The organism is Xanthomonas hortorum pv. pelargonii, assembly GCF_024499015.1.
GTDB classification, from domain to species: Bacteria; Pseudomonadota; Gammaproteobacteria; order Xanthomonadales; family Xanthomonadaceae; genus Xanthomonas; species Xanthomonas hortorum_B.
The window spans coordinates 206,537-227,876 of the sequence record NZ_CP098604.1 but is presented as its reverse complement, the minus strand read 5'-3'; the positions used below and the strand labels follow the sequence as shown (position 1 = coordinate 227,876).

At 63.6% G+C, this 21,340-nt stretch carries 18 protein-coding genes and 1 pseudogene; 7 read left to right on the top strand and 12 right to left on the bottom strand.

Features of this window, described 5'->3' with window-relative positions; translation table 11 throughout:
* The first annotated feature begins 69 nt into the window (after nucleotides 1-69).
* From rnr to NDY25_RS00965, 4 genes and pseudogenes are all read left to right on the top strand, one after another.
* Nucleotides 70-2,628, top strand: coding sequence for a ribonuclease R (rnr, locus tag NDY25_RS00980; RefSeq protein WP_256627709.1), 2,559 nt, complete (start codon nucleotides 70-72; stop codon nucleotides 2,626-2,628).
* Between the two features lie 174 nt (nucleotides 2,629-2,802).
* Nucleotides 2,803-2,889 (top strand): annotated as a pseudogene (locus NDY25_RS00975) (GFA family protein); the annotation flags it as partial.
* A gap of 214 nt (nucleotides 2,890-3,103) precedes the next feature.
* Complete coding sequence (rlmB, locus tag NDY25_RS00970) at nucleotides 3,104-3,853, top strand: 23S rRNA (guanosine(2251)-2'-O)-methyltransferase RlmB (protein WP_006450313.1); 750 nt, start codon at nucleotides 3,104-3,106, stop codon at nucleotides 3,851-3,853.
* Between the two features lie 254 nt (nucleotides 3,854-4,107).
* Nucleotides 4,108-7,152 carry a ligand-binding sensor domain-containing diguanylate cyclase gene (locus NDY25_RS00965; protein ID WP_168958506.1) on the top strand — a complete coding sequence of 1,015 codons (3,045 nt, stop codon included), beginning with the start codon at nucleotides 4,108-4,110 and terminating at the stop codon, nucleotides 7,150-7,152.
* A gap of 203 nt (nucleotides 7,153-7,355) precedes the next feature.
* On the opposite strand, the gene rnt is transcribed toward NDY25_RS00965, so the two are convergent.
* From rnt to NDY25_RS00920, 9 genes are all read right to left on the bottom strand, one after another.
* Nucleotides 7,356-7,997, bottom strand: a complete 642-nt coding sequence (gene rnt, locus NDY25_RS00960; protein ID WP_104551111.1) for a ribonuclease T — start codon at nucleotides 7,995-7,997, stop codon at nucleotides 7,356-7,358.
* Nucleotides 7,998-8,139: 142 nt separating this feature from the next.
* Nucleotides 8,140-8,547 carry an RcnB family protein gene (locus NDY25_RS00955; protein ID WP_168958505.1) on the bottom strand — a complete coding sequence of 136 codons (408 nt, stop codon included), beginning with the start codon at nucleotides 8,545-8,547 and terminating at the stop codon, nucleotides 8,140-8,142.
* Between the two features lie 129 nt (nucleotides 8,548-8,676).
* A complete protein-coding gene (gene phoU / locus NDY25_RS00950) occupies nucleotides 8,677-9,381 on the bottom strand; it encodes a phosphate signaling complex protein PhoU (RefSeq protein ID WP_168958504.1) in 705 nt (234 codons plus the stop codon).
* A gap of 128 nt (nucleotides 9,382-9,509) precedes the next feature.
* Nucleotides 9,510-10,340: a phosphate ABC transporter ATP-binding protein PstB gene (gene pstB / locus NDY25_RS00945; RefSeq protein WP_168958503.1), complete on the bottom strand. Its 831-nt coding sequence runs from the start codon at nucleotides 10,338-10,340 to the stop codon at nucleotides 9,510-9,512.
* A 22-nt stretch (nucleotides 10,341-10,362) separates the two neighbouring features.
* The gene (gene pstA / locus NDY25_RS00940) at nucleotides 10,363-11,226 is read right to left on the bottom strand and encodes a phosphate ABC transporter permease PstA (RefSeq protein WP_168958502.1); all 864 of its coding nucleotides are present in this window, start codon (nucleotides 11,224-11,226) and stop codon (nucleotides 10,363-10,365) included.
* Complete coding sequence (gene pstC / locus NDY25_RS00935) at nucleotides 11,226-12,200, bottom strand: phosphate ABC transporter permease subunit PstC (protein ID WP_168958501.1); 975 nt, start codon at nucleotides 12,198-12,200, stop codon at nucleotides 11,226-11,228. The genes pstA and pstC overlap by 1 nt, the downstream gene beginning before the upstream one ends.
* 112 nt (nucleotides 12,201-12,312) lie before the next feature.
* Nucleotides 12,313-13,407, bottom strand: coding sequence for a phosphate ABC transporter substrate-binding protein PstS (gene pstS, locus NDY25_RS00930; RefSeq protein WP_168958500.1), 1,095 nt, complete (start codon nucleotides 13,405-13,407; stop codon nucleotides 12,313-12,315).
* Between the two features lie 188 nt (nucleotides 13,408-13,595).
* Nucleotides 13,596-14,615 carry a phosphate ABC transporter substrate-binding protein PstS gene (pstS, locus tag NDY25_RS00925; protein ID WP_256627708.1) on the bottom strand — a complete coding sequence of 340 codons (1,020 nt, stop codon included), beginning with the start codon at nucleotides 14,613-14,615 and terminating at the stop codon, nucleotides 13,596-13,598.
* 197 nt (nucleotides 14,616-14,812) lie between these two features.
* On the bottom strand, nucleotides 14,813-16,063 hold the full coding sequence (locus NDY25_RS00920; RefSeq protein ID WP_006450303.1) for an OprO/OprP family phosphate-selective porin: 1,251 nt from the start codon (nucleotides 16,061-16,063) through the stop codon (nucleotides 14,813-14,815).
* 339 nt (nucleotides 16,064-16,402) lie between these two features.
* Here NDY25_RS00920 and NDY25_RS00915 point away from each other — a divergent pair, with 339 nt between their 5' ends.
* From NDY25_RS00915 to NDY25_RS00905, 3 genes are all read left to right on the top strand, one after another.
* The gene (locus NDY25_RS00915; protein WP_176341075.1) at nucleotides 16,403-16,723 is read left to right on the top strand and encodes a hypothetical protein; all 321 of its coding nucleotides are present in this window, start codon (nucleotides 16,403-16,405) and stop codon (nucleotides 16,721-16,723) included.
* A 113-nt stretch (nucleotides 16,724-16,836) separates the two neighbouring features.
* A complete protein-coding gene (locus NDY25_RS00910) occupies nucleotides 16,837-17,517 on the top strand; it encodes a carbonic anhydrase (protein WP_006450301.1) in 681 nt (226 codons plus the stop codon).
* An 11-nt stretch (nucleotides 17,518-17,528) separates the two neighbouring features.
* Nucleotides 17,529-19,097 carry a SulP family inorganic anion transporter gene (locus NDY25_RS00905; RefSeq protein WP_256627707.1) on the top strand — a complete coding sequence of 523 codons (1,569 nt, stop codon included), beginning with the start codon at nucleotides 17,529-17,531 and terminating at the stop codon, nucleotides 19,095-19,097.
* A 242-nt stretch (nucleotides 19,098-19,339) separates the two neighbouring features.
* Here NDY25_RS00905 and nth read toward each other — a convergent pair whose 3' ends face one another.
* Genes nth through NDY25_RS00890 form a run of 3 tightly spaced genes read right to left on the bottom strand, consistent with a single transcriptional unit; the run spans nucleotide 19,340 to nucleotide 21,220 of the window.
* On the bottom strand, nucleotides 19,340-20,050 hold the full coding sequence (gene nth / locus NDY25_RS00900; protein WP_168958497.1) for an endonuclease III: 711 nt from the start codon (nucleotides 20,048-20,050) through the stop codon (nucleotides 19,340-19,342).
* Nucleotides 20,047-20,427, bottom strand: coding sequence for a hypothetical protein (locus NDY25_RS00895; RefSeq protein ID WP_168958496.1), 381 nt, complete (start codon nucleotides 20,425-20,427; stop codon nucleotides 20,047-20,049). The genes nth and NDY25_RS00895 overlap by 4 nt, the downstream gene beginning before the upstream one ends.
* A 10-nt stretch (nucleotides 20,428-20,437) precedes the next feature.
* Nucleotides 20,438-21,220: an enoyl-CoA hydratase-related protein gene (locus NDY25_RS00890; RefSeq protein WP_168958495.1), complete on the bottom strand. Its 783-nt coding sequence runs from the start codon at nucleotides 21,218-21,220 to the stop codon at nucleotides 20,438-20,440.
* Between the last annotated feature and the right edge of the window lie 120 nt (nucleotides 21,221-21,340).

The following is a 21,340-nucleotide window of genomic DNA, read 5'->3' as shown; positions in this document are numbered from 1 at the left end:
ACGGCGATCTGCGCCTGGACGGGCCGGCTTTCAGCCCACATCGAGGCTGCACGGGGTAATATGATGGCAATGACCAAGAAAAACACCCCAGATTCCGATCGGCCGAGTCGCCGCAATTCCGCCAACACTGGCGAGCCCACCACCGCCGAAAAACAGAAGTTGCCGGGGTGGATGCCTGACTTCCTGGTTCGCGCCGCCGCTGGCGCCTCGACCAAGTCCGCAAACAAGCGCGCTGCCGATAAAGCCGCGCAAGCCTCGCCGGAGCTGCAAGTAGCGCCGCCGCTGCCTGAGCCGCCGGCTCCGCGCGCACCGCATCCGCGCAAGAGCGGCCCGCCTGCGCCGCCGCCGGAACGCCTTCAGTCTGTCCAGCCTGCAGCAGCTGTCACTGCTTCTCCCGCTGCCGCCGCTGAGTTCAAGGATCCGCACGCCGATCGCGAAGCACTGCGCTACGCCGAGCCGATCGCCAGCCGCGAGGCCATCTTGCAGCTGCTCGAAGCCTGTGACGGCCCGCAGACCGCCGAAGAAATCGCCGAACAACTGCATCTGAGCGACCGCATCGACGCGTTGGGCAAGCGCCTGTCCGCAATGGTGCGCGAAGCGCAGCTGGTGCAGAACCGCCGTGGCGGCTACGCGCCGGTGCAGCAGACCAGCCTGATCGCCGGCGTGGTGATCGCCAATCCGGAAGGCTTCGGCTTCCTCAAGCCGGACGAAGGCGGCGACGACCTGTTCCTGCCGCCGTACGAAATGCGCAAGGTCATGCACGGCGATCGTGCGCTGGCCAACGTCACCGGTATCGACCGCCGCGGCCGTCGCGAAGGCGCGATTGCACGCGTGCTCGAACGGCGCATGTCGCGCATGCTCGGGCGTTTCTTCTACGAGCACGGCGTGGCCTACGTCGACCCCGACGACAAGCGCGTGCAACGCAATGTGCAGATCGCACCGGACGGCATCGGTGAAGCGCGCGAAGGGCAGTTGGTGGTGTGCGAGCTGATCGCGCCGCCGGATGCGCGTCGTCCGGCGATCGGCAAGATCATCGCGGTGCTCGGCGACAAGCTGACCCCGTCGCTGGTGGTGGAAATGGCCATCCACGGCCACGAGCTGCCGCACGAGTTCTCGCAGGAAGTGCTGGACGAGGCCGCCGCGGTGCCGCTGGTGGTCGAGCCGCAGATGATCGGCGGGCGTGTGGACCTGCGGCAGATGCCGCTGGTCACCATCGATGGCGAGGACGCCAAGGATTTCGACGACGCGGTGTATTGCGAACCCAACGCCGACGGCTTCCGTCTGGTGGTGGCGATCGCCGACGTCTCCAACTATGTGCGTCCGGGCACGCCGCTGGACGACGAAGCGCAGAAGCGCGCCACCTCGGTGTATTTCCCGGGGTTCGTGGTGCCGATGCTGCCGGAGACGCTGTCCAACGGCATCTGCTCGCTGATGCCCAAGGTCGACCGCATGTGCTTCGTCTGCGACATGCAGGTGGGCCGCGATGGCGAAGTCACCGGCTCGCGTTTCTACGAAGCAGTGATGAACTCGCACGCGCGCCTGACCTACAACCAGGTGTGGAAGGCGGTCGGCGAAGACGATGCCGACACCAAGGCCTTTATCGGCCCGTTGCTGCCGCAGGTGCAGCGTCTGCATCAGCTGTACAACGTGCTGTCGAAGGCGCGCACGCATCGCGGCGCGATCGAATTCGAGACCTCCGAAGTGCGCTTCGTGCTCGACAACACCGGCGAAGTCGCTCAGGCCGGCATGCTGGTGCGCAACGATGCGCACAAGCTGATCGAAGAATGCATGATCGCGGCCAACGTCGAGGCCGCACGCTATCTGCTGAGCATGCATGTGCCGGCGCCGTACCGCGTGCATGAGCGGCCGCCGGAGAGCAAGTTCGAAGACCTGCTGGAGTTCCTCAAGGAATTCCAGCTGAGCCTGCCGGCATGGAGCAAGGTGCGCCCCGGCGATTACACCAAGCTGCTGAAGAAGGTGCGTGCGCGCCCCGACGCCGCGTTGCTGGAATCGGTGCTGCTGCGCAGCCAGAGCCTGGCGGTGTACTCGCCTGACAACAACGGTCACTTCGGTCTGGCGTTGGAGGCGTATGCGCACTTCACCTCGCCGATCCGGCGTTACCCGGATCTGCTGGTGCACCGCGCAATCAAGCATGCCTTGACCGGCGCCAGCCCGGAAAAATATATCTATACCCCACGCCAGATGTCGGCATTGTCGCTGCAGTGCTCCGAGCGCGGACGGCGTGCCGACGAAGCCGAGCGCGAGGTCGACGAGCGCTATCGCGCCGCGTGGATGGAAAAGCATGTCGGCGGCCAGTTCGATGGCGTGATCAGCGGTGTGACCGGCTTCGGCCTGTTTGTGGAATTGAACGAATCCAAGGTCAACGGCCTGGTACATGTCACCCAGTTGCCGCAGGACTATTACCAGTTCGACCCGATCCGCAAGACGCTCAGTGGCGAACGCCGCGGTCGCGCCTTCCGCCTGGGCGACCCGGTGCGGGTGCTGGTGCTCAAGGCGAGCATGGAAGAGCGCAAGATCGACTTCCGTCTGGCCGAAGATGGCGCAGCGCCCGACGCGCCGTTGCCGCAGCGCGAGAAGCCGGCCAAGCGCAAGAAAAAGCAGTACTAAGCGCGACGACACCATCGCGAGTAGCTGCCTGGCGGCGGCTCGCGATGCGTGCGGATCGCAAGATATGACGCTACAGGTCCTTGCGAGCACAAGCTCGCAACGATCTCCGGTCATCCGTGTTCAACAGGGCTGAGGCAACGATGGACGCAGCACTCGAGTACAGCGGTGGCTGCCGAGGATGATGTCGCTGCATTGGCGTTTCTGGCCGACCTCGTGTCAAGGCAGCATCCGGATCACGATACCGAGCAGTGGCCGGTGTGAGTTCGCGCCCGCTGGCATGAGCGCACCTCGCACCGGTTCGCGACGGCCAGCGAGCGTAGGTGTCGGCAGCACCACCACGGTGCGAGCGTGATCTTGGCTCATCGCGATTCGCTCCACCGCGAGTTCCTCGTCGGCACCGCCATCCGCGCCCCGGCCGTGACGTGGCAGGCCGCAGGCCCTACCATTCCCCTTTATCTCTTCGTATGCCCGCGCAATGAGCAAGCAGAATCAGTGGATCGTCGGCGTCAACGCCGTTGCCTCGTCGGTCGAGAACGACGCCGACAACGTGCGCGAGGTGTTGATCGAGGCCGGTAGCAAGAACCCGCGCCTGACCGAGATCGAGGAGCAGGCGCGCCGCAAGGGCATTGAGGTCCGTCGCGTCAACACGCAGGCGCTCGATGGGGTCGGTGGTCAGGTCCGTCACCAGGGCGTGGTCGCGCGGTACGCAGCGGCGCGGCTGTGGGCAGAAAACGAGCTCGAAGCCCTGGTGACGGCCGCCGAAGGACGTGCGCTGCTGCTGATCCTGGATGGCGTGCAGGACCCGCACAATCTCGGCGCCTGCCTGCGCAGTGCCGCCGCCGCCAGCGTCACTGCGGTGGTGATTCCCAAGGACAAATCGGCCACCGTCAATGCCACCGTGCGCAAGACCTCGGCCGGTGCGGCCGACCGGATTCCGGTGGTGGCGGTGACCAATCTGGCGCGGTGCCTACGTGATCTGCAGAAGCAGGGCGTGTGGCTGTACGGTCTGGCCGGCGAAGCAGAGGCGTCGTTGTACAGCGTGGACCTGCGCGGCAATGTCGGGCTGGTGCTCGGTGGCGAGGCCGATGGCCTGCGCCGGCTCACGCGCGAGCATTGCGATGGCCTGGTCAAGATTCCGATGCCGGGCGATATCGAAAGCCTCAACGTGTCGGTGGCGGCTGGTGTGACCTTGTTCGAAGCCGTGCGCCAGCGCCTGGGCGCGTAATCGCATTCGCACCTAGAGATATGCGCGCGGATTGATCGCCAGACCGAAGCCGTCTCGTTCAACACGCGCGCATCGCATGTACCCGCAACAATCGCGCAGTTGCGCGCCCGATTGCGCAGATGTCGATCGCGATGTGTTGCCGATCGCAGACGCAACGCTTGTGCATCAGCACTTTCGACAACACGCGTATCGATTACCGACGCGCGGATGCGTTATTGCCTACCATATCGTCAGCAAACGGCGTGTTGTGTCCGATGAATCATGGGGTGGGCGCCTGTCGTACAGGCCAGAGCACGTGCGCCGTCAGGGCGCCGACACGAGAAGATAGACAGTGGCAGCGCTGGCTCAATGCCGGTGCCTGCCTGCTGCTGGCGCTATGCGCGTTCGCCGCGGCTGCCGCACCGGCTGCAACGGCGCAACTGCGCGACTATGCGATCGACAGCTGGAGTTCGCGCAACGGATTGCCGCACAACTCGCTGCGCGATATCGCCCAGACCCACGACGGCTATCTGTGGTTCGCCACCTGGGAAGGCCTGGTGCGCTACAACGGGCTGGAATTCAGCGTAATCGATCGCAGCACGCGCCCCGGCTTGCCCGATAACGGCGTCGGTGCGTTGTATGTCGATCGCGATGGCGCACTGTGGCTGAGCGATGCACGCGGCAATCTGGTGCGTCACAGCGCCGATGGGCAGTGGCGGCGCTGGGAGCGACGAGGGCAATGGCCGCAAGCGCTGATCCACGCAATGACCATGGACGCGCAAGGTCGCATGTGGTTGTTGTTCGAAGGGCACGGGCTTGGTTGCCTGTGGCCGGATGGGCGCTTCGCGTATTTCCCGCCGCGCGATGGCGTGCCGCTGCAGAGCAGCTTTCCGCGCATGCTGTTTGACGACCAGGGGCGGTTGCTGATCGGCACGCTCGACGGGTTGATCTACCGCGAACTGGATGGACACATGCATCGCGCGCCTGCAGCGTTCGGCCTGTCGCCCGGCCTGGCATGGCCTTACCGCGCCCCGGACGGCACGCTGTGGGTCGTCGCGGGCGAGCAGCTGTATCGCCTGCAGGGCGAGCGCGCCGAGCTGATGCATCGCGTGCCGGGGCAGGGACACTTCACCGCAATGTTGCAGGATCGCCATGGCGACCTGTGGCTGGGCAGCGAAAATCAGGGGCTGCTGCGCATCGGCAGCCACGGTGTGGAGCATCTGCCTGCCGGCCGCAGCCTGCCCAGCGGGCGTATCGTCAGCCTGCGCGAGGATGCCGAAGGCAGCATCTGGGTCGGCGCCAATGGCGGCCTGTTCCGGCTGCGCGAAACCTTGTTCAGCAGCTACAGCCAGCGCGATGGCCTGAGCGGGGACTACGTCCGCGCCGTGCTGGAAGACCGCGACGGCAGTCTGTGGATCGCCAGCACCGCGGGCCTGGATCGCATGCTGCCGGACGGAAGCATCGTGCCGGTGCCGGTTGCCACTCCCTCCGGACGCAAGCTCTCGGTGCTGAGCCTGGCGCTGGATCGGCAGGGCGACCTGTGGGTGGGCACCTACGCCGATGGCGTCTTCGTCCTGCGCGACGGACGCGTGCTGCGGCATTACGGCGAGGCCGAGGGCATTCCCAGCGGGCATATCCGCGCCATCGTGATCGACGACCATGCCGCCGACCAAGCAGTGGTGTGGCTGGCCACGCAGCGCGGCGTGGTCAAGTTGGTGGACGGCAAGCGAGTGGCGTTGACGATCGACGGCCTGCCCGATGGCGTGGTGACCGCGCTGGCGCGCATCGATGGTGCGCTGTGGATCGGGTCGGTCGATGGCGCCGCAGTGCTGCGCGACGGCAAGCTGCAGCAGTTGGGATTGGAGCGACTTGGCGGGGCCCGCAGCGTGTTCGGTTTTCAGAGCATCGGCAACGCTGTCTGGATCTCGACCGACCGCGGCCTGTATCGCGTGCGCCAGGGCGCGCTGGCACGCGTGGGCCTGGAGCAGGGCATGCCGGTGGATACGGTGTTCCAGCTGGTCAAGGACCGTCTCGGCAACGCGTGGATCAGCAGCAATCGCGGCGTCCTGCGCACCGAACTCGGCACGCTCAACGCGGTCGCCGATGGACGCGGCCAGCTCGCCATCGAACGTTATGGCGAGATCGATGGCATGGGCAACGCGCAGGCCAATGGCAGTTCCAGCCCGAGCATGATCGCGCGCGCCGACGGCTCGGTGTGGGTAGTCACTGCAGGCGGCATCAGTACGGTCGATCCATCGCGGTTGCAGCGCTTTCGTGAGCGCCGCGCGCCGCCTGCATTGATCGAGAGCGTGCAGCAGGATGGCCGCCCGCTGGCCTGGCGGCAGCAGGCAAAGCTGCCCGGCGGACATCGCTTGAACGTGTCCTACGTCGGCATGAGCTTTCTGTTGCCGGAGCGGATCGAGTACCGCACCCGCCTGGAAGGCCTGGACAACGACTGGACCGAACGTGGCCGGCAGCGCAGCGTGGAATTCATCGGCTTGCCGCCCGGCCGCTATCGTTTGCATGTGGCGGCCCGGCACCCTGGCGGTGCGTGGAGTCCGCACGAGGCGGTGTGGGCGTTCGAGGTCTTGCCGCTGTGGTGGCAACGCCACGACGTGCGTTTTGCGGCAGTGCTGGCTGCGCTGCTTGCGCTCGCCTTGTTGTACCGGTTGCTGCTGCATCGCTACAAGACCCACAACGCACGCCTGGCCGAACTGGTGCGCAAACGCACCGAAGATCTGCAATTGCAGGCGCAGCGCCTGCTGCAGGCCAACCAGGAGAAGAGCGAGCTGCTGACGCGGCTACGCATCAAGTCCGACGTGTTCGAGCGCCAGGCGCACGAAGACGCACTGACCGGGCTCCCCAATCGTCGCCACTTCGACGAAGCGCTGGCGCGCGACATCAGTCGCGCACGCCGCAGTGGGCGCTCGCTGGTACTGGCGATTCTGGATATCGATCACTTCAAGCGCATCAACGACCATTACTCGCATGCCAGTGGCGATGCGGTGCTGCACGAAGTGGGTGTGCTGCTGATTGCCGCCGCACGTGCCTCGGATCTGCCGGCCCGGCTGGGCGGCGAAGAATTCGCCCTGCTGCTCGCCGACACTTCGCTAGAAGAGACGCAGGCGCTATGCCTGCGTATCCGCGCGCTGTTCCATGCGCGTCAAGACTGGGGCGGCGTGGACGGCCTGCAAGTGACCTTTAGTGCCGGCGTGGCCGAGCTGCGCGATGACGACACCGGCTCATCACTGATGCAACGCGCCGACCATGCCTTGTACGAAGCCAAGAGTGCAGGGCGCGATCGGATCTGCGTGGGCTAGGCGCTGGGTATCGGGATTGGGTATCGGGATTGGGGATTAGGGATTAGGGATTCGCAAAAGCGAGCTAACTAGCGCTTCCCTTCTCCTACGGGAGAAGGTGCCCCGCAGGGGCGGATGAGGGTACGGCCGCACGCAATGGCGCCGCCAAATGCAAATTTTTCAAGCAGAGGGACCACATGCTTTTGCGAATCCCCAATCCCCGCTCAAACAGGCCCCGGCCACGCATTGGCAATCTTGCAAAACAACCGCGCAGTCTGCTCGGTGTCGTACACCGCGCTATGCGCATCGGCCGCATTCCAGTCCAGGCCCGCAGCTTGCGCCGCGCGTGCCAGCACGGTTTGCCCGTACGCCACACCGGCCAAGGTCACGGTGTCGAACACGCTGAACGGATGAAACGGATTGCGTTTGTGGCCAACGCGCGCAACTGCCGCGTTGAGGAAGTTCAGATCGAAATGCGCGTTGTGGCCGACCAGGATCGCGCGCTGGCAGCCGTACTTCTTCACCGCCGCACGCACTGGCGCGAACACATGATCCAGCGCGTCTTTCTCCTGCTTGGCGAAGCGGAACGGGTGGTCGAGCACGATGCCGGTGATTTCCAGCGACTTCGGGTCGATCTCCAGGCCGGGCGCCGGCACCAGATGTGCGCTGGCGGTTTCGCCCGGAAAGAAGCGACCTTCGGCATCCATTTCGATCGGCACGCAGGCGATTTCCAGCAGCGCGTGTTTGTTCCAGTCGAATCCACCGGTTTCCACATCCACCACCACGGGCAGATAGCCGCGAAAGCGCCGCGACATGGGCAAAAAGGAGGAAGCAGGCTGCAGGTCGACCGGTTCGTTCATCGGCATAGCCTAGCAGGTCGCACGCCGTGCTCGATCGTGGCCAGGTGCCGGCCGCACATGCCCTGCGCGCGCAGCGCTCCGGCGAACAAAAGCCCGACCCGCGTTGCCGCGGATCGGGCCAGTTTGACGACGCATCTGACGGTTCGGCTTAGCGACCGGCGACCACGCTTGCGATCAGGCCGGTGGCCACTGCAATCAGCACATAGTTATTGTCCACCTGGCGCCATTCGTGCCCGCGCGGCGGCTTGTTCAGATGATGCTTGTGGTAATCGGCGACGCGATTGCCGCGATGGTCCGGCGCCAGGCGCTCGCCGCGCCGGTAAGGCGGGCCGCGGCGGTCGTTGCGGTGATCGTCGTTATGGCTGCTGCGGCGATCATTGCGATTGTTGTCGTCGTGTTTGTCATCACGGCGGTCGTTGCCATGATCATCGTGACGCTGCGCATTGCGGTCGCGATCATTCTCGTGGTCGCGGTCATCATGCTGCTGAGGCGCGGCGAACGCTGCACTGGACATCAGCAACGACAAAGCCATGAAAGACCCAATGATGCGTTTCATTTGCGTACTCCTGCGTCACAGGAACGGCCTGTGTGATTTCACCCTAGGCTTGATTAGCTGAATACGTAATGAAATAAGGGGTTGCGGGCTGCTGCAGTGTGTCGGCAAGTGACGCCGGCACGCGGTGGATCAGATCACGCGGGTGGTGTCGTCGCGCTTCAATCGCGGTGGCAGCGGTTGTTCGCCATGCACCAGGAACCACACGTTCTCGGCGATGTTGGTGGCGTGGTCGCCGATGCGCTCCAGATTCTTGGCCATGAACAGCAGATGCGTGCAGGGAGTGATGTTGCGCGGGTCTTCCATCATGTAGGTCAACAGCTCGCGGAACAGCGCGGTGTATTGCGCATCCAGGCGTGCATCTTCATCGCGCACGCGAATCGCCGCATCGGCATCCTTGTCGCGATACGCCTGCACGGCTTCGCGCACGGCATGCGCGGCCATTTGGCCCAGCGCACGCAGGCCCACGGTCTGCGGCAGTGGCGGTGCGGAATTGAGCGCGATCGAGCGCTTGGCGACGTTGGCCGCGTAATCGCCGATGCGTTCGATATCGGCAGGAATGCGCAGGCCGGCCAGAATCTCGCGTAGATCGCGCGCCATCGGGCCACGCAAGGCCAGCCGCATCACGTCGTGGCTGATCGCATGTTCCAGCGCGTCGATCGCCTCGTCATTGACCACGATGCGATGCGCGGCGTTGTCGTCGCGACGCTCCACCACATCCAGCGCCGCTTCCAGCTGCGCCACCGCCGTGTCGCCCATGCGCACGATCTCGGCGACAAGACGGTGCTGCTCCTCGTCGTAGCTTTTGACGATATGGTCGTTGAGGTGCTGGTTCATCGTGATCTCGATTCGTGGCAATGGTGGATGTCCGCCGTCACCTTGACGACATCGCACGTGATGCAAATGTCGTGCCGGGCGGTGCGGTGGAGCTGCTTCAATGCGGCCTTGCGATGTTTCGCCCTACATCAACCGAACCGACCGGTGATGTAATCCTCGGTTTGCTGCTTGGACGGCTGGGAAAAGATCGTTTCGGTGCGGTCGTGTTCGATCAGGTCGCCCAGATACATGAAAGCGGTGTAGTCCGATACGCGCGCGGCCTGCTGCATGTTGTGGGTCACGATCACGATGGTGTATTCGCGCTTGAGTTCTTCCACCAGCTGCTCGATGCGGCTGGTGGAAATCGGATCCAGCGCCGAGGTCGGTTCGTCCAGCAGCAACACATCCGGACGCAGCGCCACCGCACGTGCGATGCACAGGCGCTGCTGCTGACCGCCGGACAGACCCAGCGCGCTTTGCCCCAGCTTGTCCTTGACCTCGTCCCACAGCGCACCTTGACGCAGCGCCTGCTCGACACGGTTCTGCATGTCGGCCTTGGACAGTTTTTCGTGGTGGCGAATGCCGTAGGCGACGTTTTCGAAGATCGTCATCGGAAACGGCACCGGCTTCTGAAACACCATGCCGACCTTGCTGCGCAGCCGGTTCATCGGGTACTTCGGCGACAGGATGTTTTCACCGTCCAGCAGCACTTCGCCGCGCGCTTCCATCTTCGGATACAGCGCATAGATGCGATTGAAGATGCGCAGCAAGGTCGACTTGCCGCAACCCGAAGGCCCGATCAGCGCGGTGACGCGCTTTTCCGGAATCTCGATGTTGATGCTCTTGAGCGCGTGGTATTTGTCGTAATAGAAATCCAGATTGCGTGCGGCCACCTTCACCGGCGCCTGCGCGGTCGGCGACCCCTTGGCGGCCGGGACAGCGATGCGATGCATCGGCTTGGCGTTTTGGAGATCGTTCATGTCGGGTGTCCGGAAGGAAAGGTCAGTCATTGGAAATCTTGTTGCGCAAGAGCAGCGCGCGTGCGCCCAGGCTCACCAACAACACGAACGCGGTCAGTACCAGTGCGCCGGACCAGGCCAGCGTCTGCCAGGTCTCGTAAGGGCTGCCGGCGAACTGATTCATAATCACCGGCACGCTGGCCATCGGCTGGAAGATATTGCTGTTCCAGTATTGATTGCCGAAGGCGGTGAATAGCAGTGGCGCGGTCTCGCCGCTGATACGTGCAAGAGCAAGCAAAATACCGGTCAGGATGCCGGCCGAGGCACTGCGATAGAGCACCTGCACAGTGACTTTCCACTGCGGAATACCCAGCGACAACGCCGCTTCGCGCATCTGCGCCGGCACCAGGCGCAGCATTTCGTCTGTGGTACGCACCACCACCGGCAACACGATGAAGGCCAGCGACAGCGCACCCGCAAACGCCGAGAAGCGTCCACCGGTCTGCATCACATACAGCGTGTAGACGAACAGACCCAACACGATTGACGGTGCCGACAACAGGATGTCGTTGACAAAACGCACCACCAGACCGGTCTTGCGCGCATTGCCGTATTCGGCAAGCCAGGTGCCGGCGGCAATGCCGAGCGGGGTGCCGATCGCCAGCGCCAGGCCGCACATCACCGCGCTGCCGAAGAAGGCGTTGAGCAGGCCGCCTTCCTGCATCGGCGGCGGTGTCATCTTGGTAAACAGATTGAGGTCGATGCCCGGCACGCCCTTGGACAACAAGGTCCACAGAATCCAGGCCAGGAAGAACAGGCCGAACACTGCCGTGGCGCAGGACAGCAGCAGCGCCACCACATTGATCACGCGGCGGCGGTTGTAGAGGGATTGCGAGACCGAGGACATCAGTTGCCCTCCCGACGCGACAGCTGCATCAGCATGAAGCGCGCAATCGCCAGTACGATGAAGGTCACGATGAACAACACAAAGCCGAGCAACAACAACGCCGAGCGGTAGGTTTCGGTGGCCTCGCCGAAGTCATTGGCGATCAAGGCAGCGATGGTGGTGCCGGGCTCCAGCAGCGACGGAGACAACCGCACCGTGTTGCCGACCACGAACGCCACTGCCATGGTTTCACCGAGTGCACGGCCCAGGCCTAAAAACACGCCGCCAATCACCGCAGAGCGGGTATAGGGCAGCACGATGTCCCAGCTGACTTCCCACTTGGTCGACCCCAGCGCGTAGGCCGATTCCTTCAAGCGCGTGGGTACGGTGAGAAATACTTCGCGCATTACCGAAGAGATAAACGGAATCACCATGATCGCCAGTACAAAGCCTGCGGTCAGCAACCCGATCCCCAGCGGCGGGCCCTGAAACAACGGGCCGATCAACGGCAGCGTGCCGAGGTGATCGTTGAGCCAGGGCGTCACGTGTTCGGTCATCACCGGCACAAGCACGAACAGACCCCACATGCCGTAGATGATCGACGGGATGCCGGCCAGCAATTCGATTGCCGTGCCCACCGGCCCGCGCAACCAGCGCGGCGCCACTTCGGTGAGAAAGAACGCGATACCGAAACTCACCGGCACCGCAATCACCATCGCGATCAACGCGGTGACCAGGGTGCCGTAGATCGGCGCCAGTGCGCCGTATTTGTTCTCGACCGGATTCCAGTCGGCGGAATAGAAGAAGCTCAGCCCTTGCGCCTGCAAGGCATGACGTCCGCCCCACAGCATCGACAGCGCGGCGCTGCCGAGCGCCAGCAGGACGAAAACGACCGTGGCGGCCAACGCGAGTTTGAACAGGCGATCGGCACGCGCATCGCGCAGATCGCGGCCGCGTGGTGCGGTCATCGCTTCGGGAACGGCGGTGGCATTCATTCGATTGGACTCGTCACCCGCGCAATGGCGGGAGCGTAAGACAACAGGAACGGCGAGGCGCCCGCAGGCACCTCACCGCAGCGCAGCCCGCCACGACAGCGGGTGCAGGGCATCACTTGAACTCGCTGGCCCAGTAGGCCTGGATCTGCTTCACCAGCTCCGGCGGCAGCGGCACGTAATGCAGCTCGCTGGCCTGGGTCTGGCCGTTTTCCAGCGCCCACTTGAAGAACTCCAGCGTCGCCTTGCTGCGCACCGCATCCTTGGGCTGCTTGTGCATCAGCATGAAGTTGGTGGCGGTGATCGGCCAGGCCTTCTCGCCCGGTGCATTGGTGATCACCAGGTTGAAGTCCTTGGCATTGGTCCAGTCGGCGCTGGCGGCAGCGGCGGCGAAGCTTTCCGCATTCGGCTCCACCCACTGCCCGGCCGCATTCTGCAGCGAGGCGTAGGGCATCTTGTTCTGCAGGGCATAGGCCAGTTCGACGTAACCGATCGAACCCTTGATCTGCTGCACGTACGAGGCAACACCTTCATTGCCCTTGCCGCCGACGCCGCCCGGCCACTGCACGGAGGTGCCTTCGCCGACCTTGCTCTTCCACTCCGGGCTGACCTTGGAGAGGTAGTTGGAGAAGTTGAAGGTGGTGCCCGAGCCATCCGAGCGATGCACCAGATTGATCTTGGTCGCCGGCAGGGTCACGCCCGGGTTGGCCGCGACGATCGCCGCGTCGTTCCACAGCGTGACCTTGCCCAGGAAGATGTCGCCCAGCAGCGCGCCGGTCAGACGCAGCTTGCCCGGTGCGATGCCTTCCAGATTGATCACCGGCACCACGCCGCCGATCGCCGACGGGAACTGGCCCAGCCCGGCCTGCTGCAGTTCGGCGCTGTCCAGCGGCTTGTCGGTCGAACCGAAGTCCACCGTGCCGGCCTTGATCTGCGCAATACCGCCGCCCGAGCCGATCGATTGATAGTTCACCTTGTTGCCGGTGGCGGCGTTGTAATCGGCCGACCACTTGGACACCAACGGGTAGATGAAGGAGGCACCGGCGCCGGAGATTTCAGCGATCTTGCTGTCCCCGGCGGTGGCGCCTGCGCTGGGAGCGCCCTTGGCGGTGTCGCCGGACTGCGCATCCTTGCCGCCGGGCGAACACGCGGCCAGGGCGAGGGCGATGGTGAGAGACAGGGCGGTCAGGCTGGCCGACTGCAGTTTCATGGAAGCTCCGAGGCTGGATTGGCCGGGTGTCCGGCAGACGACGCTATGAAATGATGTTTTTGTTACACACGCATGACAGTGCCTTCTGGCGAAGGCATCACAAAAAAGACGCGACCCCGAAAGGGCCGCGTCCCGGTGCCGACGCCGGGGAGAGAGACGGCGTCGTTCCTGTTGCTATGGCTCTCTCTTTACTTGGGCAGATTCTTGGCCCAGTAGCCTTCGATCTGGGTCACCAGGCTGTCCGGCAGCGGCACGTAGTCCAGCTGCTTGGCCTGGGCATCGCCCTTGCTGTAGACCCAACGGAAGAAGTCCAGCGTGTTCTTGAGGCCTTCCTGGCTCTTGGGCTTTTTCTGAACCAGGATGAAGTTGGTGGCGGTGATCGGCCAGGCGTTGTCGCCGGCGGCGTTGGTCATCACCAGATAGAAGTCCTTGCTGTTGGCCCAGTCGGCGCTGTTGGCAGCGGCGGCGAAGGTCTCATCGGAGGGCTGCACGAACTTGCCGGCAGCGTTCTTCATCGCGGTATAGGCCATCTTGTTCTGCAGCGCATGGGACAGCTCGACATAGCCGATGCCGCCCTTGATCTGCTTGACGTAGGCGGCCACGCCCTCGTTGCCCTTGCCGCCGATGCCGGTCGGCCACTGCACCGCCGTGCCTTCACCGACCTTGCTCTTCCAGTCCGGGTTGACCTTGGACAGGTAGTTGGTGAAGTTGAAGCTGGTGCCCGAACCATCCGAGCGATGCACCACGGTGATCTTGCCCTCGGGCAGCTTCACGCCCGGATTGAGCGCGGCGATGGCCGGATCGTTCCAGGTGCTGACCTTGCCAATGAAGATGTCGCCCAGGGTCTTGCCATCCAGCTTTAGCGCACCGGGTGCGATGCCCGCCACGTTGACCACCGGCACCACGCCGCCGATCACCGACGGGAACTGCGCCAGACCGGCCGCTGCCAGTTCTTCCGGCTTGAGCGGGGCATCGGACGAGCCGAAGTCCACACTGGCCGCCTTGATCTGGGCAATGCCGCCGCCCGAACCGATCGATTGATAGTTGACCTGCTTCTTGGTGGCCGCGTTGTAGTCGGCCGACCACTTGGACATCACCGGATAAATAAACGACGCACCGGCGCCGGTGACATCGGCGGCCTGGGCGCACAGCGCCAGCGAGGCGGCAAGCACGCCCACGGCCAGACGGGTCTTCAAAGAGTGGATCACGGAACAGCTCCTGTAGCGAAGGGATAAGGACGTCCCGCGTGCGTGCCATTGCAGGGCAGGGGCATGACCGCGCGGTGTCGGAGAGATGACATGACAATGACGGCGTTGCGCCAAGGCGCTTTGCCGGTTCTGGCGAAGGCAGTTGCAGCCGCCGCGCGCTCAGCCGAGAGCGCCACGGCGGCCGAACCGTCGCTCACTTACCAGTAGAACTGCGCGCGTGCCTCGATGATCGACGGGTTGTCGTCGACCAGGCCACGCGTGGCGCTGCTGTAACGGGTGCTTTCCACCTTCGCGTAGTCCAGCGCGAACTTGAAGTTGGAGCGCCAGTACCAGTTGGCACCGATCGTCCACACATCCATCTTGCCGCCCAGCACGCCGTCCACGAACGGGGTGCTGCCGTTGGAGACCAGGTGGCCGTCGTTGAGGTCCAGCGTGTCGTAGCGCACCGCCAGCTGCCACAGGCCGGAGGCCGGCGCGTTCGGCAGCGGGGTGGTCGGCACGCCGGCCTTGTAGCCCCAGGTCTCGCCGGTGATGTTCCAGACGCCGCTGACGTACCAGCCATCGCTCTTGTAATCGTTGGCGTTGTTGCCGATGCGCTTGGCGTTTTCCTGGAAGAATTCGCTCTGCAGCTTGAACGGGCCGGTGATCCACATCGCCTCGGCACCGGCCACACCCACGCTGTCCACGTTGGTGATGGCGCCGCTGTCGATCAGGCGGATGGTGGTCAGGTCGGCGTCCGGACGCGCGCGCAGGCGCAGGGTGTCGTCGTCGGTGTCGTAACCCAGATAGCTGAGGCCGAAGTGCAGCACATTGCCGCTTTCGTTGATCGGCGCCCAGGTGCCGCGCGCGCCGTAGCCGCTGCCATGGGCCTGATTACGGGTCAGTTCGCGACCGAACGCACTGGCGGTGATGCTCCAGTTGTTGTCGCCCATGCCGTAGGCCACGCCCAGCCGGCGCGAGATGCCGTAGGTATTGGTCACCGCGGCCTTGGAGACGAAATCGTTGTTCTTGGTGCTGGAGAGTTCTTCCAGGCTGTTGGGCTGCTTGAACTGACCGATCTGCAGGTAGTTGTTGGCGTTGCCGGCGAACTTGTACTTGATGTTGTTGTCGAGGAAGCGCCCGGTGCTGCGGATGGTGGTGCCGCGAATGGTGACTTCCTTCAGCACGCTCGGGTCATACCCGGCCACCCACTCGAAGTTGCCCGGGCCCTTGCCCTTGAGCACCAGCTCGGCGCGACGGATGCTGAATTCGGAATTGTCGCCGTTGGCGCCGATCGGGCCATTGAGGTCCTGCACATCGTTGTGGAACCAGTTGCCGTCGGCCTGGACCAGGCCTTCCAGCGAGACTTCGGAACCGCCGATCACATCGATGGCGATTTCGGCATGCGCAGCGGGCGCGGCCAGCGCCAGCAACAAGGCCGAGCCGAGCAGGGTAGGAGAAAGTTTCATGGGTGCCTTGCGACCTGACGAGAAAGTGAGCGCAGGCTAGGGCGTGAAAGTTGCGTTAATGTGACAACTTCGGACTGCATCGCAATTTGATTTTTGCCAATAAAGACAAAGATTTACGCGTGTTTAAACTTTGTCAGTGTGTGTCATAAGTCTGAACGACGGCCGGTTTATGACAGTTGCGATAACGCGTCTGTACCTCTCGCTGGCGGGCTCAAGCTTATGGCGACCTGAATCGATGCCGTGAAATGCCGGCCAATCAAGCGCTTTGTGCGTCGCACCACTTGCGCAGGCGCGTTCTAAATTGTTAGTTTTGAGGCCATGTTTCCTCGATTCCTCCAATTGCTGTTGGTCTGCCTGCTCGCGCTCACCGCGTGGTCGGCAGCCAATGCGCACGATCGCATCCACGATGCGCTCGTGGGCGACGGCTTGGCGGTGATGGTGGATGCTGGCGAAGAACGTGACGCGGCCGAAGATCTGCAGGACGACGGGGACGCACAGACCCAGGTCGATACCCATTCCGCAGACGACATCCCCTTGCTCTCCCAAGCATGGCCGGTGGTCGCACGCTATTTTCCCTCTTGGTACGCGCACTACGCGCCGGCATCTCAAAAACGCGACCTGATCCCGCAACTGCGTCCTCCTAACGCACTGCGCGCCTGATCCTTCGTTTGTCGCGTCAACCGGTGCTGCGCACCGGACTTATTTGATTTGTTCGTCTTTGCACTTCGCGGTTTGCGCCGTGGATTGCCATCCGTTGCCTAGAGGTATCTCCCATGCAAAGCTTGCTAGATGGTTTTCGTCATTTCCGTAAGGAAGTGTATCCGCGCCAGAGTGCGCGCTTTCAGGAATTGGCCGGTGGCCAGAGTCCGCACACGTTGTTCATTACGTGCGCCGATTCGCGCGTCATGCCGGAGCTGATCTTCTCCGCCCAGCCTGGCGAATTGTTCGTCTATCGCAACATCGGCAATGTCGTGCCGCCGTACTCGCAACACGTCAGCGGCGTTGTCGCGGCGATCGAGTACGCCATCGCCGTGCTGGGTGTGCGCCATATCGTGATCTGCGGCCATACCGATTGCGGCGCCATGAAAGCGGTGCTCAAGCCGGAATCGCTGGAAGACGTGCCGTCCGTGGCGGCCTGGCTCAAGCACACCGACTCCGCGCGCCATGTCACCGCCCATCATGGCCACGATCCGCACAGTCAGGACGCGCTGGACTGCATGACCGAAGAGAACGTGGTCTCGCAGCTGGACCATCTGCGGACGCAGCCGGTGGTTGCGGCACGTCTGGCCGCTGGCACCTTGCGTATCCACGGCTGGATCTATGACATCGCCCATGGCGAGATCCGCGCCTTCGATGCCGAGAAGGGTGGCTTCCGTCCGTTGTTGGCGGAAAACACCCCCGAAGCCACCCCACGTCCGCGACTGCAGCAAGTCGTGCGCGCTGAACTGGCCTGACGGAGCACATCATGAACACATCAGGTATCGGCGGATATTTCCGTCAGGGACTGTTCGGACGTGATTTGTTGGCGTCTGTCGTTGTCTTCCTCGTCGCGCTCCCGTTGTGTATGGGGATTGCGATCGCATCCGGCATGCCGCCGGCCGCAGGCCTGATCACCGGCATCATCGGTGGTCTGGTCGTTGGCTTTCTGGCGGGTTCTCCGTTGCAGGTGAGTAGGCCTGCCGCCGGCCTGGCTGTGTTGGTGTTCGAGCTGGTCCGGGAGCACGGCATCGCCGCGCTCGGGCCGGTGATCCTGTTGGCCGGTGCGATTCAGTTGGTCGCCGGTCTGTGCCGTGCAGGCGTGTGGTTCCGCATGACATCGCCGGCCGTGGTGGCCGGCATGTTGTCCGGTATCGGCATCCTGATCGTGGCCTCGCAGGCGCATGTGTTGATGGATGCTGCACCCAAGGCGCGCGGTCTGGAGAACTTCGCTGCATTGCCGGCCGTGGTGTGGCAGGCGATCAGCGAAGGCACCGGCCGCACTGCCTTGTTCGTAGGTCTGGCCACCATCGGCATCATCCTGGCGTGGGACAAGCTGCGTCCGCAGCGTCTGCGGTTCTTGCCGGGTGCGTTGATTGCAGTGGTGGCGGTCACGGCGGCGGTGCAGTTGCAGGGCTTGAACGTCGCCAAGGTGGATGTACCGACCAACCTGTTCTCTGCGATCAGCATCCCCAGCATCTCGGACATCTTCGGGGTGTTCAACGCGACCTTGCTGGTGTCTGCAGTGACGTTTGCCTTCATCGCCAGCGCAGAAACCTTGCTGTCGGCGGCAGCGGTGGATCGCATGCATCAGGGCGCACGCACCAACTACGACCGTGAACTGGCGGCGCAGGGTGTGGGCAATATGTTGTGCGGTTTCCTCGGCGCATTGCCGATGACCGGTGTGATCGTGCGCAGTGCAGCAAATGTGCAGGCGGGCGGTGCCACACGCATGTCCACGGTGATGCATGGCAGCTGGTTGCTGGTGTTTGCGATGCTGCTGCCGTGGCTGTTGCGGATGACGCCGGTGGCGTGTCTGGCCGGCATTCTGGTCTACACGGGCGTGAAGATGATCAAGATCGGTCAGGTCAAGGAGCTGGCGACCTATGGTCGTGGCACCGCGGCGATCTATCTGGCCACCACCTTCGCGATCGTGGCGACCGACCTGCTGACCGGCGTGTTGATCGGCTTTGGTCTGTCGCTGTTCCGTCTGGCCCTGCATTCTTCGCGCCTGAAGGTGGACGTGCGTGAGCACGAGCACAAGAAGGACGAGATGCATCTGACCCTGCAGGGTTCGGCAACGTTCCTGAAGGTGCCGGCGATGGCGCGTACGCTGGAAAGCGTGCCTCCCAATACCGCACTGCATCTGGACGTGGCCAAGCTGCACCACGTCGACCACGCCTGCATCGAATTGCTGCGCGACTGGAGCCGGAATGCGGCCTCGCGCGGCTGCGAGTTGGTGGTGGACTGGAACGAGCTGGATCGACGCGTGGAAGGTCAGCCAACGGTGGAAAGCGTGCTGGTCGAACAGCGCGTCGAACAAGCCAAGGCGGCGTAAACCTGCTGCAAACCGCCCGGCGTTCGCGCCGGGTGACCCCTGTCGTGACCGGATGATGCATGGCGCCGTAAGACGCATCATCCGGTCGCGATTTTTTTTCGGCCGGGATTTGGGATTTGGGATTGAGTGGAGATTCGTAAAAAGCTTGGGTTTGCGTTGCCGATACGATGCAACTAGTGCGACTGGGCGCTGCGCAGTCGTGGATGGTCTTGCTAGATCAGCCACGTTTGAGTGGAAGTGCGTCAGCTGCGCAAAGGTGCTGGCCGCTCGGCAGACGCCACGGTCTTGTCGCGATAGCGGCACAGGTCGTGGATCACACAGCCCGGGCAATCCGGTTTGCGTGCCTTGCAGACGTAGCGGCCATGCAGGATGAGCCAGTGATGCGCGTCGTGCAGAAACTCCGCAGGAATGACCTTCACCAGTTTGTCTTCGACCACGCGCACATCCTTGCCCGGCGCAAGTCCGGTGCGATTGGCTACGCGGAAGATATGCGTGTCCACCGCCATGGTGGGCTCGCCGAATGCGGTATTGAGCACTACGTTCGCGGTCTTGCGGCCGACGCCGGGTAATGCTTCCAGCGCAGCGCGGTCGTGCGGGACTTCGCCAGCGTATTGCTCGAGCAAAATACGACACGTGGCAATGACGTTCTTGGCCTTGGCGTTGAACAGACCGATGGTGGCGATGTAGCGCTTCAGGCCTTCTTCGCCGAGATCGAGAATGTCGCGCGGCGTATTGGCGACCGGATACAGCTTGCGCGTGGCCTTGTTGACGCCGACATCGGTGGCTTGCGCCGAAAGCAGCACGGCGATCAACAACTCGAACGGTGTGGTGTATTCCAGCTCGGTGGTCGGGTGCGGGTTGAGTTCGCGCAGGCGCTCGAACATTTCCTGCACTTCGGGCTTGCGCATGATGCTGCCGCGACGTGCCGGCAGGGTGGGGCGGATCGCGTTCATGGCTGTGTTCCACCTGCGGCCTTGGCCTTGGCGCGCGCCAGGATGGCGGCGGCCAACGGCGGCAATGCGGCAGCGACGGGTTGGCTGGGTGCTGGTGCGGGCGTGCGGCGAGCATCGCGTTCGGCAGCGCGGCGTTGCAGGCGCGCGGTGCGTGCGCGGTAGCGTTCGCGTGCGGCCCAGGCATCACGCAGGCGCTGTTGTGCGGCGAGCAATACCGCGCGTAGCTGCGGGCAGGCCGGATCCAGCAGGTCGTCGTGTGGATCAGGCAGGTACTCCATCAGGCCGAGCGCCAGCGCGCCGTCGAGATCGTCGGCTTGCACGCAGTCGAATAGTTGCAGCGGCAGGGGACGTGATACCGGTATGGGGTCAGACGTCATGGCGAATCGATCAGCGATTGAGAAAGTGTGCGGGGCGTTTTTCGAGAAAGGCGCGGGTGCCTTCGCGCATGTCGTCGCTGGCGAACAACAGCGCAAATTGTGCGGTTTCCAGCTGCAAACCTTCTTCGATCGCGCATTCGCCGCCGAACACCACCGCATCCAGAATGCCGCGCAATGCGAGCGGTGCAGCAGCGGCCAGGCGCTGTGCCAAGGCGAGTGTTTCTTCCTGTAGGGCCTCCGGCTCGACCACGCGGTTGAGCAGGCCCAGCTGTAATGCGCGCGCTGCATCGATCGGCTGGCCAAGCAGGCACAGTTCCAGCGCAGCAGCACGACCGGTCAGGCGCAACAGCCGCTGGGTGCCGCCAAAGCCGGGGATCAGGCCGAGATTGATTTCCGGCTGCCCCAGGCGTGCAGTGGCTGCGGCAATGCGCAGATGGCAGGCCATGGCCAGCTCCAGTCCGCCGCCCAGCGCAAAACCATTGATCATCGCGATCACCGGTTTGGGCATGCGCTCGATCCGGCGCATCAGCTGCTGGCCGAGCAGCGAGAATTCGCGCCCCTGCATCGCCGACAGATCGCGCATTTCGGCGATATCCGCACCCGCCACGAAGGCTTTCAGGCCCGCGCCGGTGAGAACCACCACGCGCACGTCATCCGCGCTGGCGGCATCCTGGAACGCCTGATCCAGCGCCCGCATCGTGTCCTGGTTCAAGGCGTTCAGTTTGTCCGGTCGATTGACCGTGATCGTCCGTACACTGGCGTGGTCGGCGATCAGAATGACGTGATTGGACATGGAAATCCTTACGAACGTAAAAAATTAGTAAATACGGAACTTCCGAAAGCCTTGCTGGTCATAGCTTTCGTGATAAGTAGCGGTTCGGTATCGCGGCCGCTATCCTAGCGCGTCATCTCA

Coding starts and splice junctions, on each gene's coding strand:
- pstB (WP_168958503.1), bottom strand. CDS start 10,340: ATGAACGATCTCCAAAACGCCAAGCCGATGCATCGCATCGCTGTCCCG.
- NDY25_RS00910 (WP_006450301.1), top strand. CDS start 16,837: ATGCAAAGCTTGCTAGATGGTTTTCGTCATTTCCGTAAGGAAGTGTAT.
- NDY25_RS00955 (WP_168958505.1), bottom strand. CDS start 8,547: ATGAAACGCATCATTGGGTCTTTCATGGCTTTGTCGTTGCTGATGTCC.
- pstS (WP_168958500.1), bottom strand. CDS start 13,407: ATGAAACTGCAGTCGGCCAGCCTGACCGCCCTGTCTCTCACCATCGCC.
- NDY25_RS00920 (WP_006450303.1), bottom strand. CDS start 16,063: ATGAAACTTTCTCCTACCCTGCTCGGCTCGGCCTTGTTGCTGGCGCTG.
- NDY25_RS00895 (WP_168958496.1), bottom strand. CDS start 20,427: ATGACGTCTGACCCCATACCGGTATCACGTCCCCTGCCGCTGCAACTA.
- phoU (WP_168958504.1), bottom strand. CDS start 9,381: ATGAACCAGCACCTCAACGACCATATCGTCAAAAGCTACGACGAGGAG.
- rlmB (WP_006450313.1), top strand. CDS start 3,104: ATGAGCAAGCAGAATCAGTGGATCGTCGGCGTCAACGCCGTTGCCTCG.
- NDY25_RS00965 (WP_168958506.1), top strand. CDS start 4,108: ATGAATCATGGGGTGGGCGCCTGTCGTACAGGCCAGAGCACGTGCGCC.
- nth (WP_168958497.1), bottom strand. CDS start 20,050: ATGAACGCGATCCGCCCCACCCTGCCGGCACGTCGCGGCAGCATCATG.
- rnr (WP_256627709.1), top strand. CDS start 70: ATGACCAAGAAAAACACCCCAGATTCCGATCGGCCGAGTCGCCGCAAT.
- pstA (WP_168958502.1), bottom strand. CDS start 11,226: ATGTCCTCGGTCTCGCAATCCCTCTACAACCGCCGCCGCGTGATCAAT.
- rnt (WP_104551111.1), bottom strand. CDS start 7,997: ATGCCGATGAACGAACCGGTCGACCTGCAGCCTGCTTCCTCCTTTTTG.
- NDY25_RS00905 (WP_256627707.1), top strand. CDS start 17,529: ATGAACACATCAGGTATCGGCGGATATTTCCGTCAGGGACTGTTCGGA.
- pstC (WP_168958501.1), bottom strand. CDS start 12,200: ATGAATGCCACCGCCGTTCCCGAAGCGATGACCGCACCACGCGGCCGC.
- NDY25_RS00890 (WP_168958495.1), bottom strand. CDS start 21,220: ATGTCCAATCACGTCATTCTGATCGCCGACCACGCCAGTGTACGGACG.